We start from the raw sequence: 19,949 nt of genomic DNA on the forward strand, positions 1-19,949 counted from the left end.
CATTCAAAGTTAGGCTATCAATCCCCGTTGCAGTTTGAGCGGGATTTTTATAAGAAGGCTGTCTAAAAAAGTGTCCGGTTTATATTGACCATTACAGTTAACGCCGCTAAGCTTGTTGCGCTTCACTTTTTGTGGCATCACCAATGGATTGACGGTGTCTGCAAAAAGCCGAATGACATGCGCATCAATGGTGTCCGTCTTGGCATGTCGGCCCAGTGCTTTCGCGTAATCCCTGGCTCGTTTTGGGTTGACAATGCTGACATCAATGCCCCGTGTTAGCAGAAATGCCGCCAACAGCTGTTCATAGCCCCCAGTTGCTTCCATGACAACCCGTGTCAATGGGGGGGGGGCTATCCTTCTTAAAAACTGTTCAAATCCTTTAGGGTCATTATCAATAGCCATGCCTTGTTGGCTACCAAACAAGACATCCAGTTTCTGTTTGGGAATGTCAACGCCTATGTTGTATTCGTATGTTTTTGTCGTCATAATCAAATTCTCGGGTTCTCAGCCTTGTGGATACGGAATCTTATATTCCTGGCAACTGTTCGAGTTAATGGGGGGGATGATGTGGCGACCATCGCTCTCCAACGGTCTCTGTAGAACCAGAGGGGTATCGGTCTACCACATCAGTTTTATTAGAAATCCTATTTTAATAAAAACCTCTTGTTCACGGTTGCTTAATCATACAAGGGACGGGGTGGGGAGAATAAAATCAACTGTTTATATTCCCCCTCATCCCGACCTCCTTCCCCAAGGGAGAAGGGGTAAATACTTGTGTAGATACTTATGCCTTAAGGGAGAGGGGATTATAAGAGGTTATGATTAGTCATGGTTTTTTTACCCACCGTTTACAACTCCTCAGCGCCAAAATCATCAACACTAATTGCTTTCAGTCTCGCTTGTTCTGCTGTTGTAAGTAGTTTGACTTCTTCTTTTGTGATGATGTTTTTGGTCAGCGCATCGTTTATCAGCGTTGATAGCTCACCTTTAGCTAAGAGCTTCTGTTTTTGTGCCAGCTTTATCTTGGCTTCTACGGAAGCCGCTGCAAGTACGGCTTTAAAAGCCACTTCAATCCTGCCAGTGCCATCGTCGGGTTTGTTGTTGATGTAGATACCTTGAGTTAAGCGGTCACGAGTTGGTGTATCGTTTGTTAATAACGCAGCTATTTGATGGACTAACGCATCGTTGGCGGCTTTATTGGGTTTGCCTAGCGGAAACAGCAAAACCTGCAACAAACAGGTAATAGGGCGGAATGGCAGCTTAGTCAAAATATCCGCTAAAGCTTGTTGAGCGCGGTATATGCTTTCTTGGCAAGCCCAATGTAATAGCGGCAGGTCGGCTTGTTGACTACCTTGATTTTGGTAATGTTTTAGCACACAAGAACATAAATACAGATTAGATAACGCATCGGCAAAACGACCTGAAAGGCGTTCTTTGCGTTTAAGCGCGCCACCTAAGGTTAACAACGCATAATCGGCAAGGAAGGCAAAGCCCACACTGAGCCGTGCAATTTGGCGATAATATCGCTTAGTTTGTTTATCGTCAGGCGTTGCCAGAAAACGGGCGTTGGTTAATCCCAACCATAAACATGCCACTTTGTTATGCCCCCAGTGACCAATATGTTTGAAGAAAACTTGGTCGAATGCCGCCAAGTTGCTCTCGGCTATCGCCGCCATTTCTTGTTGGATGTAAGGGTGGCAGCGGACTGCACCTTGCCCGAAGATCATCATCGTGCGGGTAAGGATATTAGCGCCTTCAACCGTAATGCTGACCGGAATAACCTGATATACGCGTCCCAGGTAATTTTTCGGCCCTAAACAAATCCCAGCACCACCGAGTATATCCATACCGTCATTAACCACGCGCCGCATGCGTTCGGTCAATTCATATTTTAGAATGGCAGAAATGACGGCAGGTTTCTCGCCTTGGTCTAAAGCGGCGTTGGTCACCTGCCGTGCCGCGTCGAGAATGTAGGTTTCACCTGCGACCCGCGCCAGTGCTTCTTCAATGCCCTCAAATTCACCGATGGGCATGTTGAATTGTTTACGAATACGGGCATAAGCACCGATGTTGCGGCTGGTGAATTTTGCTGCGCCGACACTTAAGGCTGGTAATGAGATGGCGCGTCCGGTCGTCAAGCATTGCATGAGCATTTTCCAGCCGTTGCCGACTTGAGCTACGCCACCGATAATCATGTCCATTGGGATGAACACATCTTTGCCCCAGTTTGGGCCGTTTTGGAATGCTGAATCCAGGGGAAAGTGCCTTCTTCCAATGCTTATGCCTGGGGTATTGGTGGGTATCAATGCAACTGTAATACCAATATTCTCTTTGTCGCCGATCAGGTGGTCGGGATCGTAAAGTTTGAAGGCGAGACCCAATACGGTAGCGATTGGCCCCAAGGTAATGTAGCGTTTTTCCCAATTTAAGCGAATTCCTAATACTTTATCCTGACCCTTATGGTTGCCATAACAGACCACACCCGTATCCGGCATCGCACCCGCATCACTGCCTGCATGTGGGCCGGTTAATGCGAAGGCAGGAATATCCTCGCCATTAGCCAATCGCGGCAAATAATAATCTTTTTGCTCTTCCGTGCCGTAATTCAGCAACAGTTTCCCAGGGCCGAGTGAATTAGGCACCATCACGGTGACCGCAGCCGTGCTGCTGCGGCTGGATATTTTCATGACAATTTCAGAATGTGCCGATTCGGAGAACTCCAGCCCGCCATATTTCTTGGGTATCATCATGCCGCAGAATTTCTGCTTTTTGATGTAATCCCAAACCTCTGGCGGTAAATCCATGCGGTTATGGGTAATGTCCCAATCGTTGAGCATTCCGCATAAAGTTTCGGTCGGGCCGTCAATAAAGGCCAGTTCTTCCTTTGTGAATTTTGCGACAGGGAGGCTTTGTAAGATATCCCAGTTAGGGCTGCCTGAAAATAGTTCGGCATCCCACCAGGTATTACCCGCTTCTAAGGCCTCCCGCTCGGTTTGCGACATGGCGGGCAAAGCGGCCTTCATGAATTTGAAAACCCAGCGACTAATAAGCCATTGCCGTAAAGGGATTACGTTTAAAGGGATGAAAACGATCAAATACGTCATCCACAAGCTGAGATTGCTCGACGATGAAGCGCCATTCACCAGTAAGAAAGCCGCCAGCAATGCGGTGATGGCGAGAGTAGCCCAGTGTATTGAGGCTTTGTAATAAGCCAATATACCGGCGAGGATTATAAGTGCGAGTAGCCAGAGCATGGTGGTTCTCCAAGTAGTTTGCTTTAGTTTACTCGTATTTGCAGTAAAATAAAGAACAGCTAGATGTGGTTATTTATTAATAGGATGTGCCGACGTAAGGAGGCGCATCGTTCGCGATATAATAACTTCATGACCGAATATCGCCGATACTACATTCCAAACGCCACATGGTTTTTTACCGTCAACCTTGCTGAGCGGAAAAATAATCGTTTGTTGGTTGAACACATTGATTTGTTAAGAGACTGTTTTCGTTACGTCAAACAGCAAAAGTCATTTCATGTTGATGCAATCGTAATAATGCCAGATCATTTACATTGTATTTGGACGTTACCCGCAGATGATAGCAATTATTCAATACGTTGGAACATGCTCAAAGGTCTCTTTTCAAGAGCTATTGATAAGGGTGAAAAGATTTCAGCCAGTCGGTTAATCCGCCGAGAGCGTGGTATTTGGCAACGCAGATTTTGGGCGCATTTGATTACGAACCAAGGAGACTATAATCGCCATATTGATTATATCCACTGGAATCCGGTCAAACATGGTCATGTAAAACAGGTGATCGATTGGCCTCATTCAAGCTTTCATCAATTTGTGGAACGCGGGATTTATCCGGCAATGTGGGGACATTCAGGGCAATTTAAAATGGATGGCGAGGAATAACCCGATTGATGCGCCTCCTTTCGTCGGCACATCCTATGTCTCTACCCCAAAAATTAGGGGTACAGGCTAAGCATCTACTCGTTGCTTAAAGCCAATTGTCTTTCAGCATTTGTTATGCTCACATCGTTGTGGAGCAAGCGTGGCAAAACGCTTTGCTCGAAAGGCATCCTGGCTTATAGTCGCCGAATATAGTCTTTAGCGTCGTTATCGTTTTTTACCCTTAGGTGCTAGTTCCACACCGCCTACCAACCAGTAAGGGCCTTTGCAGCCTTTAGGAATTGGGCGGACAAGCGTGCTAGCATCGGGTACATAACCATCGGGTACGCCACCGCCCGTTAAAATAACTTCACTATTTAATTTTATCCTGACTTCAGGCTCATAGCCTGCATACACATCTTTGATGATGAGGGTATGATTTTCAACTTCCAATCCATACCGGCCAGGCCATATGAGTAAGAAGCTTTCCTTTCCTTCTTTTAGTCTTAAACAACCATTTTTCAACTCCAGTCTACCTCTAGCTAACGCAAACATCGATTTGTAGGCATCGTCCTTTGAGGCCGGAAGTGGTCTTTGCGGAAAGAACACTTTTGGGTCGCTGGGATTGGCTGTTTTGCGTGCTGCAGCGGGATCAGCAAACAGCGCAGTGGCCATTAAAACTGCCACGAAACAACTTCGAGCGAAGAAAGAGTCAATCCCAAATATTGTCTTGATCTTATTTTTAGCAACTAAAAATTTCCAATTCGCATTCATGGCATTATCGCTCGTATGTAAAGAAAAGTAAGCGCAAACTAAAATTAGCTATAGGATTGCCGAGGAACGAAGCGCATCGTTCGCGATAAACGATGCGCTTCACTTTGTTCAGTACATCCTATAAGTAAAATTATCCACCTAAATTTGATTAGGATACAGCTAACAAAACCGTTAATTTCTTAACGGTTTCCCAGTTTTCAGCATGTGATCCAATCTTGCCAACGTGCCTGGCTGTTTAACCAGAGCAAGAAAGGCTTCTAATTCCAGAGCCAAAATGTCGTCTTCTGTCAGCGGCGCGGTGAAATCACTCTCACCTCCACTTAAAACATGGGCAAGTTGACCAGAAACGATCACATCATAGTCTGTGGCTTTACCTATAAGATGGAAGGCTTTGATGCCCATGTCCAACAATACCTTAGCGGTTTTACCCGGCATTGGATAGAGATAAGGTTTGGGCGGTGCGTAGTCTTTAGATAACGCCAAGGCTTTGGTTTTGGCATCGGCCAAGAGCCGGTCTTTATTCATGGTGATGCTGTCGTTTGCACCGAGATACAGTAGTTCTTTGGCATCAAAAGCAGATTTCGAAACACTTGCCAAACCAATGGTTTGGAAGGCTTTAACGACCGGCGGTATCGGCCCACTGGGGCGTTTTAATTGCAGGCAGCGGCGCATATATTCCTTACAGCCGCCCCAGCCGGGAATCAGCCCAACACCGACTTCGACCAAGCCCATATAAAGTTCAGCATGGGCTTGGACAGCATCACAGTGCAGTAGGATTTCACAACCACCGCCCAATGCAAGGCCAGATGGTGCGGCTACCACGGGGAACGGCGCATATTTCAACCCCTGATAAGTTTGTTGGCCTGTTTTTATAAGTAGCTCCACAGTCGACCAATCGCTTTCATGGATAGCTTTCATCAACAGCCCAAGGTTAGCACCAGCGGAGAAGTTTTCCGCATCGTTATGGATAACCAAGGCTGTGAATTCCTTACTAACCTTGTCGATACTTTGGTCAATCATCGCCATGGAGTCCATGTCCAGCGTATTCATTTTGCTGTGGAATTCAAGGCAAGCCACGCCGTCACCGATGTCCCATAGGCTGGCAGAACCATTTTTAAGCAATGGTTTAGTTTGTTGCTTGATGTCGGACAGCAGCAAGATGCCTTCCGCCCGTTGCACAGGATGATAATTCCCAGCAAGGTCGGTAAACGTTAATCGACCTGAATCTGTTGAATATAGGCTGGAATTTTTGGCTAACAAAGGTGGAGCTGGGCGGTTTTCGGATTTCAGCTTATCGACAAACCAAGACACACCAATTTGGTCAAGTAACTCAAACGGACCGAATTTCCAGTTATAGCCGTCGCGCATGGCGGCATCTATGCCGGTAATGTCATCGGAAATTTCAGGAACTAAACTTGCGGCATAACATAAGGTATGGGAAAGCGCCCGCCACGCATATTGAGCGACGGGGTCGTTGTGCGAAAGTAATGCTTGAAGATCAGCTTTTTGGGCATCTTTGATTGCAGTCAAATCGGCTTTTTCACTTTTGGCGTAATCACCTGTAACAAGATTTATTGATTCTTTGATGCGAGCGCCATCGACCTTATTCAAGCGGTAAAAACCGCCTTTGCCTTTCCTGCCAGTGTAACCCTCATTAATCATTTTCTGCACAATATCAGGCAAGTGATTAACTTCATGGAAAGCATCTTGTGGAGGCAACGCAAGCTTCATTCCCTTCAAAATTGGCGGAATCAAATCCAGGCCGACCAAATCCAATAACCCGAATATGCCGGTTTTGGGAATACCAAACGGTGCAGACATGACGGCATCGGCTTGTTCTACCGTTATGCCATTTTCTATTGCGTCTAATAAGCCGTATAACAACCAGTAAATACCGATGCGGTTACCGATAAAGCCAGGGGTGTCCTTACAAGTTACGCAATTTTTGCCCAGTTTTATGTCGGCAAATCGGCTGACCGCTTCCACAAACACGGGATCTGTTGCCGGACTTGAAACCAGCTCTAATAGCCGCATGTAACGGGGCGGGTTAAAAAAATGGGTTATCATGAAGCGCCGCTTGAAACTGTCCGGCATATCCTTAACCAACAAGGCTAAGGGCAGGGTGGACGTATTCGAAGAAATCAGGCAATCTTGCTTACAAACCGCGTCCAGCTTTTGGTACAGCGACTGTTTTATTTGAGGGTTTTCAATGACGGCTTCAATCACCCAATCAGCATCGGCTAGCCAGTTTAGGTTGTCTTCAATATTGCCCGTGGTGATGAGTCGGGCATTGTTTTTATGCATAAACGCTGCCGGTTCGCTATCCAAGAGCTTTTTGACGGCAGTTTCGGCGATGACGTTACGGTTGGAAGCATCATTGGGTACGATGTCGAGTAAATAAACCGGAATGCCCGCATTGGTGATATGGGCGGCAATACTTGCGCCCATCACGCCCGCGCCGATAACCCCCACTTTTTGGATGTTCATTAGATTGCCTCCAGAATAGTGGCTATTCCCTGACCTCCGCCTATACATTGTGTCGCTAACGCATAGCGTTTGTTTTCCCGTTGCAATAGGCTGGCAGCTTTGCCAGTAATCCGTGCGCCGGTTGCACCCAACGGGTGACCAAGCGCAATTGCGCCGCCATCGAGGTTGAGTTTGCTTAAAGGAATCGGCAATTCTTTCAGAACGGCTAAGGATTGTGCAGAAAATGCCTCATTCAATTCAACAATATCAATATCTTCTAACTTTAATCCGGCGCGGGACAATGCCTTATGTGTTGCGGCCACTGGGCCTATGCCCATGATTTCCGGCGCACAGCCGGATACCGCAAAAGACTTGATGCGTGCCATTTTGGGCAGCTTATGGGCATCGGCATAATCTTCACTGCACACCAACACGGCGGCTGCGCCGTCTGTTAAAGGCGAAGATGTACCAGCGGTAACTGTGCCGGTGGCTTGAAAAGCGGGATTAAGTCCCGCTAACCCTTCGGGAGTGGAATCAGGACGTAAGCAGCCGTCTTTATCTATAACAACTGATTTCGCTGTAATTGGTATGATTTCTTCATCGAAACGTCCTTGTTGCTGGGCCGCATAGGCTTTCTTTTGGCTATCCAGTGCAAAGGCTTCTTGTTCCTTGCGGTTGATTTGATATTTTTTAGAGAGATTTTCCGCCGTATCGCCCATGCTAATGTAAGCTTGCGGAAACGTCTCATATAACGCAGGGTTGGGCATATTATTGTAACCGCCCATCGGAATCCTACTCATGGATTCTAGGCCAGCACAAATAAACACCTCGCCTGCATTCATCTGGATTGCGCCTGCCGCAATGTGGATTGCTTGCATGGACGAGCCGCAGAAACGGTTTAGCGTCATCCCTGCTATGGTATTGGGTAAGCCGGCTAAAAAAACTATCAACCGGGCCACATTAAGTCCTTGCTCACCTTCGGGAAAAGCGCAACCCAAGATAAGGTCTTCGATGTCGTCAGGATTAATGCCCGTTTTACTGACCAAGCCCTTGACCACTTGGGCGGCGAGGTCATCAGGTCTCACTCTTGCCAATCCGCCTTTTTGGGCTGGCGTGAAGGGTGATCGGCAATATCCAGCAATAACAACATTTTTCATTTTATTCTCCTGTTACACCTGCACCGCTTTGCTCAATGCGATTGGTTTACATTAAGCTGTTATATGACCTCATTTACATTTCCACCGCAGCTAAGACCAAATTACTTCGTATTTGTTTCAGTTATACAGTCTTTCATAAACTCGTCAATGCTTTCCCAGGTGCCGCCGATATTCTCCATCAAAATGCCATGGCGGGTTGAAGGAATAATTTTAAGTTGTTTGTTTTTGCAAGTGAGTTTATTCATAATCTCCTCAGCACTTTTAAAAGCCACAACGGGATCATTATCGCCCTGTAAAACCAAGACAGGAACTGTGCAAAGGGGTACAAAATCATCCATTTTCTCAATGAGTTGTCGCAGCTCATATAGGCCTTTGACTGGCACATTCCGGTAATTTACCTGGGGATGTTCTGTGGGATTTTCAATAAAAGGCTTAACTCCTTCGAATGATGACAACCAATCCACCAACTTATTGGTGCCATGCAATAAAGGTACTAGCATGAAGGCAGGGTTGATGAATTTAATTGGTAATGCCACGACACTTACACCAATAATTTCGGGGAAGTGTTCGGAAGCTAATTTGAGTGCCAAAGCCCCGCCAGTAGAAAATCCGGTGATAAAAATTCGGTTACAATGCGCTTTAAGTATCTTGTAGCCTCGAAGTGCAGACTGATACCAATCTTCCCAGGTTTGATCTTGCAAGGCATAAGGCGATGAGCCGTGGCCTTTAAGCCGCACTCCCATCACTGTGTAACCCTGTTTGACCAGATATTCGCCGTAACCCCTGAGTTCGGCAGGGCTGGCGAGCAGGCCGTGAATCAGGAGAACGCCTATGCCATTGTCATTATGTGGTTCGAGAAAAAACGGGTTAGCATCAGCAGATGCGGTTTCTTGGTCATTGATGTCATCGTAACCAGGCTTGTTATAGGCGTGATGTTCCCAAGTAAGGTCACGGCATTCATCTTCAAAATGCCAGGCGGAGAGTTCCTGCTGATCGACATCATCAGATTCTGCCAGTGCCTTAATTATGGTTTCACGTACCAGAGTAATAGGTTTGGCTTCGTTATCATAAACTGCAACCATGTTTTCCAACCGGATGCTGTCAAAATCATGCTCTTCCAGCAGTTTAGGCGATAAGTGGTAATGGGCGTTGTCTTCGGCAATAAGCTCAGTGTTTTTGGCTTCCTTTATGTAATGCTCAAAACGTGTACCCGTGCCGCTGATCAATTCACTATAATCAATGGGGTTAAGTAAACTGCGGTGCAGGTTGATGTTGGCATTGCTTTGTAACAACTTGACGGCAATATAGAGTGTGGTGAAGAATTTTTGCCGTTCGATCTGCATCTTCCCATGCTTGATAAGGTGCATAATTAAGGTTGAGGCCAGATGACTCAGGTTAATGGTGACGTTGAGATAAATCTCCTCCATGTATTGGTCACGGGTCGCGTTGGCGGCATCCTTGAAATAGTCGCCCAGGCGTTTTTCGTTCTGGTCTTTGGGATGGGCTTGGAAGGTAAATATTTCGTCCATCGACTGCGCGTTAGCCATGATTTCTGGCAATAAATTTTGGTCGTCAATAAAATTGCGGTCAAAAGGTTCAAGCGGTTTACCCATGCGGATGTCCATATCTGTATTCTTCAACATGATATTGCCTTCGATCAGCAATTCTTCGGTGTGCCGCAGACTTAAGCTATCGGAAAAAAAATCGACGGCTTTTAATAATAGGTTTTCCGATGTATGAATGGGATAAAACGTAATATTGGCAGGGACAATAAGGGTGGGTTTGAGTGCGGAAGTGAGTAATTGATCCAGACTATCTAGCTGAAGTTGTTCCTTCCACCAGACCAGTTGCTCATGGTTTTTTTGGTGATAGGCATGACGGACGATGATCTTAATGGCTTCAACCCCTTGCGCCAGTACCGCAGCCCCCGTGTGTTGCTTGCGTCTTAGCCCCGTCATGCGCGAATAGATGCTGTAGTTGCCTTTATCGTCCATTACCCGGTGGTCTTTGACCATGCCGCCTTCCGGGAAAATAGCAACCTTCCTTCCCCGCATTATTTGGGCTGTTAATAAAGAGAATAAGCGGTCATGGTCGGTAGGAAAAACACCAACCTGCTGAAAATATCTGGCTAGCACAGTGTCTTGTTTAAAAAACTCATTGGATCCGATAACGCAGGTATAAGCGCCTGTTTGTTCGTAGATCAAAAATTGCGGGATGAAGGTTTCGAACCGGGAAAAATGGTTAAACAGGAAGATATCGCCTTGGTGTACTTGCGTGTCAGCATGGAGTTGCATTTTGACACTGAGTACTTTTTTAACGGTATTGAAAACCCGTACTGACCGGTTATACAGTGCCTTGTCTATTTCATACCAATTATCAGGGTAAGCCGTTTTTGGCATGGCGCTATTACTACTCATCAGGGGCAGACAAGTCTAAAAGATGTTTCGAATTATTGATAACAGGAGCGACAGTGCTGTCTTGGGCAGGCATCTTGGTAGAATTGTTTATGATAGTGACGGCGTTGGGATCATGCACTGTAGATGGGCTGGCATTGTTTGTCAGATTATTTTGAGTGTTATTATCTGCCGAACCCTCGGCTGCGCCCTCTCCAAGCCCTTCTTCCAATAAGGGATCATTGCTTTCTTCGGGTGGATTGCCGTCATGGATCAAGTATTCACGGCGTTGTTTGTAAGCATTTTTGACGAAATCATAGCGGTCTACCGACGCTTCATTAACGATTTTTTCGGATGACATCAAGTCAGACCGGGTATCAGTGACATCAACAGCGGTAGCGGCGGAGGTGGCAGCATTGGCTGCAAAGCCGCCAAAGAACGACACATAAGTCAGCGGATTAAAAAGCGCATCGCCAATTAGTCCAACGGTGTCCCTGGGATTGCTCGATCCCAGGAATGGCAGAACCATGTAAGAACCGGATGGAACACCCCAAAAGCCTAGAGTTTGACCAAAATCTTCGTCATGTTTGGGTAAGTCGATCAATTTTGCGACATCAAAAATTCCGGCTACACCTGCGGTGGTATTAATAAGAAAACGACTGGCATCCATACCGCCCTGGAGAAATTTAAGTTGTAAGAAATCATTGATGGTTACACCTATGTCATTAATATTGCTAAAAACATTGGTAATGCTTTCATCAACTGGATTCGGCGTTATTTCCTGATAACCTTTTGCTACTGGCTTTAGGATGGCATCGTCCACATCCTTATTGAAGCCATGCACATCGCGATTCCAGCTTTCCCATGGATCATTAGTGCCGGATTGCGTAGTGGCCGTTGTCGAGCAACCGGATAGCACATTTGAAATGATTAGGACACCAAGCATTTGGCGCACAATGGGTGTAGGTTTTTGGGTAATCATGATAGGTGTTCTATAGTGATTGGATTAAATGGCTGTGTATTGGGGCTGAGAACAATTTTTCCTTTCAGCAAGTATAACCTAAGCTGTTTATTAGTAAAAATGGATCAGGCTCTCTGGTTTCAAGAGAGCCTCAACTAATGGGGGCCTCTAAAAATCCCCGCTCCCAGAGGGAGAAGGAGTTTTTTGAATTTTTAGAGATCCCCTAATGGCATCTGTACATGATGTTGATTATTGATTTACATCTTGCGGATTGTTTAGGCATCGGAACACTCTTCTTGCTACCTGATCTGCTGTAGGGATTGTAGATTTGTTTATTTGCGAGCTTTTGCTCGTTTAGCATTCATCCTCTAATGGCACAGGATATTAGTTCAATAGGAAGGTATGTGGCGGGTAAATATTTTTTAAAATACTGATTATTATTGATTGTAGTTGAAAAAATTTGAGCTGAGCTTATCAAAACCTACTGTCTTTTAGACAGACTCAAGCCGAACGAAGTTGATGTTTCACAAGACCGAATCAATAGTAAAAGCGAAAGTAGCCTGGTCGTAACAGGAAACTATCTAGGTGTAAATTGGATTGGTTCATTGATATGGGGAGCCTTTAATCGCACTGGGATAATGCGAGGAGTGTAAGTATCTGATCTTATACCAATCCCAATAAGTTCACATGTTATCCCTTCGCCAGTGGGAGAAGGTTAGGATGAGGGGATTCAAATAACAACTTATTGGGATTGGTATTATACCTTAATGGTAGTCTTCACGACGACCGCTCCTACCCAGCCCTACTACCTACATCCATGTAGGCATCCCAGAGTGAGAGCGTAGCGAGGGTGCTGGGGATTTTTAGAGATCCCCATGAGTGTAGGTATTTCAACGGGATAAGGAGGTTTTTGGGTTTTTAGAGGTTTCCGAATGAATATTTATCTAGCCTACCAATGATTTTTGGTGTGGCGTATGCCCATCCCATCAGCGAACGCTCCTTGCGATGGAATCAAATTGGTATGCTGAATTTGGCGGCACGGGTAGTAGGTATGTTACCGGATACTGCTGTATTGCAACCTTGCTTTTAGGTTTTAAGGTTTCAACTTGTTGAATGCTACCACTCGCATCATCGTGGCTTACCACCATACATTGCGTTTGCTGCCAGCGTTGCATACTCTGGCCTGTGTGAGCAGACGGTGATGCTGGGCGCACCCATTTTACTTGACCTTTCTGCAAAGCGTTCCAGCGATAACGCTTGCCCAACACTTGCAATAACGACCAAGTCAAAAACACCCCGATCATGACAATGACCATTGATCCATGGCTAATCAGCGTCGACAACAACCTAAGAATGGAACGAGATGCCTCCGACGTTGCTTGCTCGGGATGTGTGCCTGAAAGTAGCATAATTGCTGTAAATAGCGGCACCCAGAGATAAATCCAGAAGCCCCAACCTAGCCCAGTAAGCGTATTGCCAATTAAGCGTTTGATAAACGACTGCTTTGCATATTGATTAAGAATTAAAGTTTTCATAAGTTTTCCTCAACAAGTGATTAGATTTATAAAGAGATACCCCGATCAGGGCTTACCCAACGAGCGCGTAAACCCCGCTTGCGGAACAGGATTTTCGGTATGGCAACAATAATGGTCAGCATATTCACTATCCAGAAACCGAACGGATACCAGATTGTCCAAACGTAATAACGCAGAAGTTGATGGTCGTAGCGGCAATCCATCAGCAAGCTCAAGAGCATTTGCAGCAAGCAGGTTGTGCCGATAATGACACCACTGTATTCCGGTAGCAGTGAAGTCATGGAACTCACAGCACCATGTGACATGCCATATGACATGCCATGAAATGCAATTTCTAATAAATCAAACAGATAACCCGCTAACACCGCCGTGACAGATAAAGCCCAAAAGACGCTGAGTATATGTTCAAAAAACAACGGCCAGACCGGATAGGTACGCCAGTCGAGAAAGATCCCTTTATATTTATTGATGATTTGCAATCCCCCCATCGCCCAGCGCAGCCGTTGATTCCAAAGCCCTTTCATCGTCTCCGGCATCAGAATCCAGGCCAATGCCCGTGGTTCAAAACGGACATCCCAGCCCCGTAGTTGAAGCTTCCAGGTGATGTCCATATCTTCGGTTAGCATATCCTGGCTCCAGTAATTGACATCCTCCAGAGCAGATCGACGAAATGCAGTGATAACACCAGATGCCGTGAAAAGCTGCCGATAAAACACACGCTGGGCGCGTTTAATCAAGCCTACCAGGGAAGAGAACTCACCCACCTGAAGCCGACCCAACAAGGTTGAACGGGTGCGGATACGGGGGTTGCCGGTCACAGCACCCACCTGTTCGCCGCTGAGAAAATGATGTAAAAACCAAGAAATAGCGTCATGATCGAGCAGAGCATCGCCATCTATGCCGATGATATATTCGCTATCCGCCAAGTAAGCGGCGGTGGTAAGCCCAATAGATTTGCCTTGATTTTTGGCTTGATGGATCACCCTAAGCCGGGGATGTCTGCTTGCCAATTCATCCAAAATTTTACCAGTGTTGTCTGTACTGCCATCATTGACGGCGATAACCTCATAGTCTGGGTAATGCATATCCATTAAATGACCGATCACCTCCCGCACATGATCTTCTTCATTGAAGCAGGGTACAACAATACTAACCTTGGGGTGGTCTGTGAGTTGTGCAATTTTGGGTTGTCGAAACTCGTAGCGTAGAAAAAACCACAAGGCACCAATCGACCATAAATAAGCCATAAAAAGGGGATAGTAATAAGTGAAGCCAAACACTAATTGAATGGCATGCAGTCCGATTAATCTTAATGTTTCAATCATGGTTGTTTTCCTGGGTTGGTTTGCAATGATATGGCTGCTCTAATAACTGTGAGCAGCGGATGGTCATGAGCAGCTTGGTCGGGGTAATAGCCGAAATTACGACCGCCGTTTTGCTGTAATAATCGCAGTTGGTCAGCCAACTGTTCACTAGGGATGCGCGACTCTCCCTCTGTCGTAGGCAATAGAAAAACAGTTGTATTAAGCGCATTTGGTATTTGTGCCACTTTGTCCGTGAGCAGTTCCAACCAGTGATCTGTATCGCTGGTATCTTCTGCTGCCTTGGTTAACGATAAGGTGACAAAGTCATAATGTTTGAGAAGACTTGCAAAGGTCGGGGCTGCATTTTCTCCGGCCTTAATATCGGTCACCGATGCAGCAGGTATGAGCCGCGCGGTAAACGCATAAGGCTGATGCACTTTGAAAATAGTCATGAGTTCATGGGTAAACTGTGTGAGATCATTCCCTGAAAATGCGCCTGGTTTTTCGTCGTTACCAAACAGCAAACCACCAATCCTAGGTGCATTTTTGGCTGCATCTTCATAAATCTCCTTAATCATCTGGTTGCTGGCAGTTTTTTCTGCTGCTGATTCAAACGCCAGGATTGGCAGCCAGGCATACACATAAAGCGTTTCCGGCTCAACCGACGCACGGGTACGCAGTTGCCAAGCAGCGCGGTTAAATAAATCGGCACGCATCGGCAGGTGGCGATTAGGGAAATACGCGGCATCTGCGTAACCGTCATGATCTAAGTCCGCTACAGCACGAAGATAAACTGTATTAACCCGTAACCGCTTGATACGTTCGATAAGATCGCCCAGTTTTTTATCTTGTCTCACCGGATCAGGGTCATAAAGCGCATCCAAATCAACTGCGACAATCCGATTTAGCGGTTGATCTTCACCGTCATAGCGTTCTTGCTGACGTAAGTCGCTTTTAAGATCACTGACCTTGTCATGGAAAAACAACATATCGCGGCGCATCCGCGCCAAGGGATGGTCTGGTGTGTTGGAGCCAGGCTCCAGGGTCATGGTGATCGGCATTCCTTCCGCTTCTGAAGCCTGCGCCCCTAACATGTTATAAGCACCATAAGGCCAGATCATGACACGCGGTTTTTTACCAATTTCTTGGGCAATCAACGCAGAATTTTTGGCAAGATCGGCGCGAATGCGAGCCACATACTCAGCATCGGTTTCATAATGTTTGGCTTGGGCATCGTAAATGCGGGTAATAGCTGAAGAAGGTAAGCTGCCTTGCGGATTGCTGGTTGAGCCTTTGTGTAAGCTGTGCGAATGTGATGCTACCTCAACCAAGCCGGAAGCCACCATTTCCCGCACCTGCGGCCAAGTGACAAAATGTTTACGCGGCATCCAGCGGTCGCCGTAAAACACCTTGCCATTGTTAGTGTCGTCTAACCATTCGCCTACTAAACCGATGACAGCGGGATAATTAAAGAGCTTAAGCAGCGGGAAAATCCGCGTATACATGCTGAGATAGCCGTCGTCAAAGGTGAGCAGTATGGCTTTGGACGGCAGTTTCGGGCCGCCGTTACGGGCGGCAAGGATGGCATCCAGGCTGACCATGTGATAACCGTTCTCCCGAAGCCATTCGAACTGTTCGATTAAAGTGGACGTATCCAGCGCCCCACGTTCAGGCCAGGATTGGAAAGTCTCCCGCAAATTGTCGCGGGCATCGTGGTAACACAACACTCGAAAACTCACGCCATCATTGGCGTAAGGATCTTCTGGGAAGTCAGTTTTAAGCTTGGTATCCAAAGGTACATGGGCATAACTGGGCAAACAGGCCATATAGACTAACAGCAATAATCCAATGCCTGTTGCGATGAGTTGTTTTGTAATCAACATTAGGGAATCTCTAAAAATCCCCTCTCCCTCTGGGAGAGGGCTAGGGTGAGGGAAATGACCGCTTGATTTTAAAGCCCTCATCCCAACCTTCTCCCAAAGGGAAAAGGAGTTTTTTGAATTATTAGAGGTTTCCATTAACCGTTTCATAAATGCCACGTCAGGTTAAGGAATACCGAAGTGCTTTCGTTGAGTTCGCCATCATAAGGGTGCCGCTCGTAAGCAACACCGTAGTTGATGGTACGAAAAGGATCCAGATTCAACTCTTGCTCATAACGCACTATGTTGGTCATCCCTGACGCAAAGCCCTGTTGCCAATATTCCCCAACACCTAATACGACGCGGTGCTTGAAACTACGTTGGTATTTTTGCCATAAAGTCCATTCATTGATCATTTGTGCGTCAATTAAAAAATCACTGCGGGGATTGAAATAATCCGCATTCACCAACGAATTATCCGAACCAGCCACATTGACGACGGTATCCAGTTTGTAAGTCGAGCCGCTCCACCAACGTTCCTGCCATTTTATCCCAGCTTCAATCCGGCGATTGTTGTCGCTTAACCAGGAATAACCCAGGCTCATACTCAGGTTGCGAGATTCATTGTGGTTGTAGCCGATGCCTAATTCGACAGAATGCATACGAATATTCGCCGCACTGGCCTGCAATGGGATATTGTTGCTGTTTGATTCAAACCCGACATCCCATTGCCAGTGGTCGTCCGGTGTCCAGGCCGCATCCAAACTGACTCCATAATTATCCAGCCGAGTTTGATCCTGATTAACTTCCCCGCTGATACGCCATTCGGGAGAGCGGTAATCTGCCCCAATGCCTATGCGCCGTCGAATACCGGCAGCCTCATCGAAATCCGCCTCTGCATTAAAGGCATGGGTAAATACACGCCAATGATGATTGAGTAAAGGCGAATGCAATAATGTATCGACTTGCCAATCCTGATTACCCCGATTTCCCAGACCGGATGGGCTTCTCCCCCAGCCTGAGCTTACCGTAAGCAATGGCCGACTATAAGCACGAAATAACTGCTGTACACGCTGAACCTCACGGTTTTCCGAGTAATACTGGTTTAACTTAGCAAGTTGTTGTTTGGCAGTTCGGGGGTCATGTAAGGTAATAGCGGTCTCCGCGATACCAGTAGCGGCAAAACTACTGCCTGGATCATCGACAAGTACGCTGGCATACTGCCTCTGGGCGGTACGCGGCTGTTCGCGGAATTGGAAAAGATCGCCCTTGGTAAGCCTTGCGTCGAGATTGAATGGAGCTGCTTCAAGCGTCTTTTCCAGTAATTCTTGAGCATCGTTTAACTGATCGGCGTACACACGTGTTCGGGCTTGATCTGACCGAGCCTCCTCATAAATCTCATTATCGACTTCGACACCACGCAAACCTTTATTCAAAATGGGTGGAGTTGCAGCCACAACCTTATCAATGAGTTCGCTGGCCGCATCAAATTCATTGGTGTCGATATAAGCATCGAAGAGTTTCAGTTGCCACTCCCGATTGGGATAGTCACGGTCATTTTTGCTTGATTCTAATGCGAGCAAGTACAAATCACGTGCCGTTTCGGGCTGCCGCTGATACAGATAGGCATCTGCCACCGCTGCAAGCGCATAAGCGGGAATATCACCCCGCCGTTGTTTTAAAGTTTCATATAAGGCAATGGCATCCTTCATCCGCACCCGATCCCGCAACGCGACGATGCGGTCAAATTCGGTATAGCGACCCGATGGACTTTCGCTTTTATGTTCTAGTGCATGTAGGGTTCGCACGGTTTCGTTTCTTAATAAAGCTTTGTCAGTGGCTTGAAAACGTTGTTGCCCAATCCCCGCCTTCTCTTCCACTGTTCCCCATTTGATGCTTCTACCCGCACTTGCCTGGTGTAAATCGAGCAATTCAGCCTGAGAAAAAACATCGGGGTTTTGCTCGGCATATTTAATTGCCAAATGTAACGCGCCCATATGTGAGGTAGCGAAAACGCGACCACGCAAGGCCTCTTTATCATTCGGAGTTAATTGTAAAATCTGGTTATACGTCTCGGCCTCATCTACGAAATCATTTTTGCGCTTGTAGAGTCCTGCTCGCACACGAAGCAGAGGCAATGATTCTCTTTGATACGGCCATTGTAGAGATTGATTTAATAATGCCTCTGCTTGCTCAAATTGACCGTGTTCAACGAGATCAAGCGCATGTCCGGCGACTTGATGTGTTTCCATTGAACTCAACTCTCGCAATTTATCTTTAGCCCTGTTTGTCGGTAGTGACATGGCATCAGTAGCGATGAATAGCGTACAAAAAATCACGAAGCATCTCCTCATAAAATCAAACGTAATAAGCTTGCCCACAGGTTTCTCTTAAGTTTTTTAAATTCTGAATGCATTGAATGTGGTTTTAACAACATTCGAGGTTGTAGTTTTTTATGTTAATGTCCGATAACTGAATCTTGTATCTTTCCGAAGCCATCAGAAAAAACCTTAACCCAGTTACGCTGTTTTAAACGTATATTCCAAAGCAGAAGGAAAAGGTTCATTTTGTTTTAGGAATTCCCATGAGTTCAGTTTAGTATTGGGTAACAGACCAGATTTGTTATAATTGAGTTGAGTTGGCTTTTCTGAGTAACAAGCGGAGTGCTGCAAGGATGCGATACCAATCCATTGGAAAAGAAATTAATATTTAGAGAACCTCTAACGAAAAAGGTGTTTACTTTTCAAATTGAAAACAATGCGCTAGCTTTATAATGGTCTGATAGAACCACATAACGCTTACTTAAGATAAAAGCTGCTTAGTCCAAATATTCCCAGATGGCCATGCAAAAAACACTCACTCGTTCTTTGAAGTTACTGTGCATGGCAGTGTTTTTGTACCAAACCGATTTCGCTTACGCTGAAATTCATGGAACGATAACAGGTACGACTAACTATGTTTGGCGTATGTATTCCAAAAGCAATAACGAGCCAACCATTCAAGGCAACCTTGATTATCAGCACTCGTCTGGGTTATACATAGGCGCTAGCGCATCAAGTTTTAACATAGGTTCAAGTGAGTTGGATGAGTTTTTCGATGTCACGACTATTTTCCCCGATTCAGCACAAGTTGAAATTACCCCTTATGTGGGCTGGAGTTTTAAGCTGGCTGATGATTGGCGAGTGGACTTGCAGTACTCCCGCTATTTTTATGATGGATTGATTTTTTCAACAGAGCCTGATTACAACGAGTTTTACCTGTTTGTTCATTACAAGGATCTACTTAGCTTACAAACGTCTTATGCCAAGGATTTCTACGGGCTCGAAGGTGACGCCTACTTCTACGAGCTTACCGGACGGTATCCTTTGACCGGCTACTTGGAAGTTTCCAGTAGCTTTGGCTACGCAAATACCAAGAGCGTCTTGTCAGCCGATTACCCTTACTGGAATGTTGGATTCACTGGGCGATATAAGTTTATTGCACTGGATTTACGTTACTACGAAGCAAGCGAGGTAAATGTTGGGGAGGAGTTGGATTTCTTCGACCATCCGCATACCCAAAAAGCAACCATTGTATTTTCCATATCGGCCGGGTTCTAAACAACACTGGC

At 46.1% G+C, this 19,949-nt stretch carries 13 protein-coding genes; 2 read left to right on the forward strand and 11 right to left on the reverse strand.

Annotation, left to right across the window (positions count from 1 at the left end; all coding sequences use genetic code 11):
* Positions 1–9 precede the first annotated feature (9 nt).
* Positions 10–486, reverse strand: coding sequence for a transposase (locus ABL924_RS03905; protein WP_349025758.1), 477 nt, complete (start codon positions 484–486; stop codon positions 10–12).
* 362 nt (positions 487–848) lie between these two features.
* Positions 849–3,254 carry an acyl-CoA dehydrogenase gene (locus ABL924_RS03910; RefSeq protein ID WP_349025759.1) on the reverse strand — a complete coding sequence of 802 codons (2,406 nt, stop codon included), beginning with the start codon at positions 3,252–3,254 and terminating at the stop codon, positions 849–851.
* 129 nt (positions 3,255–3,383) lie between these two features.
* Here ABL924_RS03910 and ABL924_RS03915 point away from each other — a divergent pair, with 129 nt between their 5' ends.
* The gene (locus tag ABL924_RS03915; RefSeq protein ID WP_349025760.1) at positions 3,384–3,914 is read left to right on the forward strand and encodes a transposase; all 531 of its coding nucleotides are present in this window, start codon (positions 3,384–3,386) and stop codon (positions 3,912–3,914) included.
* 204 nt (positions 3,915–4,118) lie between these two features.
* Here the strand turns inward: ABL924_RS03915 and ABL924_RS03920 are convergent, their stop codons facing one another.
* The 9 genes from ABL924_RS03920 to pgaA form a co-directional block, all read right to left on the reverse strand.
* On the reverse strand, positions 4,119–4,664 hold the full coding sequence (locus ABL924_RS03920; protein ID WP_349025761.1) for a hypothetical protein: 546 nt from the start codon (positions 4,662–4,664) through the stop codon (positions 4,119–4,121).
* A 171-nt stretch (positions 4,665–4,835) separates the two neighbouring features.
* Positions 4,836–7,151, reverse strand: a complete 2,316-nt coding sequence (locus tag ABL924_RS03925) for a 3-hydroxyacyl-CoA dehydrogenase NAD-binding domain-containing protein (protein ID WP_349025762.1) — start codon at positions 7,149–7,151, stop codon at positions 4,836–4,838.
* Complete coding sequence (locus ABL924_RS03930) at positions 7,151–8,287, reverse strand: thiolase family protein (RefSeq protein WP_349025763.1); 1,137 nt, start codon at positions 8,285–8,287, stop codon at positions 7,151–7,153. Before ABL924_RS03930 ends, ABL924_RS03925 begins: the two co-directional genes overlap by 1 nt.
* Before the next feature lie 101 nt (positions 8,288–8,388).
* Positions 8,389–10,704: an alpha/beta fold hydrolase gene (locus ABL924_RS03935; RefSeq protein WP_349025764.1), complete on the reverse strand. Its 2,316-nt coding sequence runs from the start codon at positions 10,702–10,704 to the stop codon at positions 8,389–8,391.
* Entirely contained in the window at positions 10,697–11,662 is a 966-nt protein-coding gene (locus ABL924_RS03940; protein ID WP_349025765.1) for a VacJ family lipoprotein, read from the reverse strand. Before ABL924_RS03940 ends, ABL924_RS03935 begins: the two co-directional genes overlap by 8 nt.
* A 965-nt stretch (positions 11,663–12,627) precedes the next feature.
* The gene (pgaD, locus tag ABL924_RS03945; RefSeq protein ID WP_349025766.1) at positions 12,628–13,176 is read right to left on the reverse strand and encodes a poly-beta-1,6-N-acetyl-D-glucosamine biosynthesis protein PgaD; all 549 of its coding nucleotides are present in this window, start codon (positions 13,174–13,176) and stop codon (positions 12,628–12,630) included.
* A gap of 26 nt (positions 13,177–13,202) precedes the next feature.
* A complete protein-coding gene (pgaC, locus tag ABL924_RS03950) occupies positions 13,203–14,501 on the reverse strand; it encodes a poly-beta-1,6-N-acetyl-D-glucosamine synthase (protein WP_349025767.1) in 1,299 nt (432 codons plus the stop codon).
* Positions 14,498–16,363 (reverse strand): poly-beta-1,6-N-acetyl-D-glucosamine N-deacetylase PgaB, encoded by a 1,866-nt coding sequence (pgaB, locus tag ABL924_RS03955; protein ID WP_349025768.1) that lies wholly within the window; start codon positions 16,361–16,363, stop codon positions 14,498–14,500. Before pgaB ends, pgaC begins: the two co-directional genes overlap by 4 nt.
* 143 nt (positions 16,364–16,506) lie before the next feature.
* Positions 16,507–18,678 carry a poly-beta-1,6 N-acetyl-D-glucosamine export porin PgaA gene (pgaA, locus tag ABL924_RS03960; protein WP_349025769.1) on the reverse strand — a complete coding sequence of 724 codons (2,172 nt, stop codon included), beginning with the start codon at positions 18,676–18,678 and terminating at the stop codon, positions 16,507–16,509.
* A gap of 504 nt (positions 18,679–19,182) precedes the next feature.
* Here pgaA and ABL924_RS03965 point away from each other — a divergent pair.
* The gene (locus tag ABL924_RS03965) at positions 19,183–19,938 is read left to right on the forward strand and encodes a TorF family putative porin (RefSeq protein ID WP_349025770.1); all 756 of its coding nucleotides are present in this window, start codon (positions 19,183–19,185) and stop codon (positions 19,936–19,938) included.
* The last annotated feature ends 11 nt before the right edge of the window (positions 19,939–19,949 follow it).

The organism is Methyloglobulus sp. (assembly GCF_040079455.1).
Classification (GTDB): Bacteria; Pseudomonadota; Gammaproteobacteria; order Methylococcales; family Methylomonadaceae; genus Methyloglobulus.

Excerpts from the sequence above, each read along its gene's own strand:
- ABL924_RS03905 (WP_349025758.1), bottom strand. The coding sequence starts at position 486 with ATGACGACAAAAACATACGAATACAACATAGGCGTTGACATTCCCAAA.
- ABL924_RS03910 (WP_349025759.1), bottom strand. The coding sequence starts at position 3,254 with ATGCTCTGGCTACTCGCACTTATAATCCTCGCCGGTATATTGGCTTAT.
- ABL924_RS03915 (WP_349025760.1), top strand. The coding sequence starts at position 3,384 with ATGACCGAATATCGCCGATACTACATTCCAAACGCCACATGGTTTTTT.
- ABL924_RS03920 (WP_349025761.1), bottom strand. The coding sequence starts at position 4,664 with ATGAATGCGAATTGGAAATTTTTAGTTGCTAAAAATAAGATCAAGACA.
- ABL924_RS03925 (WP_349025762.1), bottom strand. The coding sequence starts at position 7,151 with ATGAACATCCAAAAAGTGGGGGTTATCGGCGCGGGCGTGATGGGCGCA.
- ABL924_RS03930 (WP_349025763.1), bottom strand. The coding sequence starts at position 8,287 with ATGAAAAATGTTGTTATTGCTGGATATTGCCGATCACCCTTCACGCCA.
- ABL924_RS03935 (WP_349025764.1), bottom strand. The coding sequence starts at position 10,704 with ATGAGTAGTAATAGCGCCATGCCAAAAACGGCTTACCCTGATAATTGG.
- ABL924_RS03940 (WP_349025765.1), bottom strand. The coding sequence starts at position 11,662 with ATGATTACCCAAAAACCTACACCCATTGTGCGCCAAATGCTTGGTGTC.
- pgaD (WP_349025766.1), bottom strand. The coding sequence starts at position 13,176 with ATGAAAACTTTAATTCTTAATCAATATGCAAAGCAGTCGTTTATCAAA.
- pgaC (WP_349025767.1), bottom strand. The coding sequence starts at position 14,501 with ATGATTGAAACATTAAGATTAATCGGACTGCATGCCATTCAATTAGTG.
- pgaB (WP_349025768.1), bottom strand. The coding sequence starts at position 16,363 with ATGTTGATTACAAAACAACTCATCGCAACAGGCATTGGATTATTGCTG.
- ABL924_RS03965 (WP_349025770.1), top strand. The coding sequence starts at position 19,183 with ATGCAAAAAACACTCACTCGTTCTTTGAAGTTACTGTGCATGGCAGTG.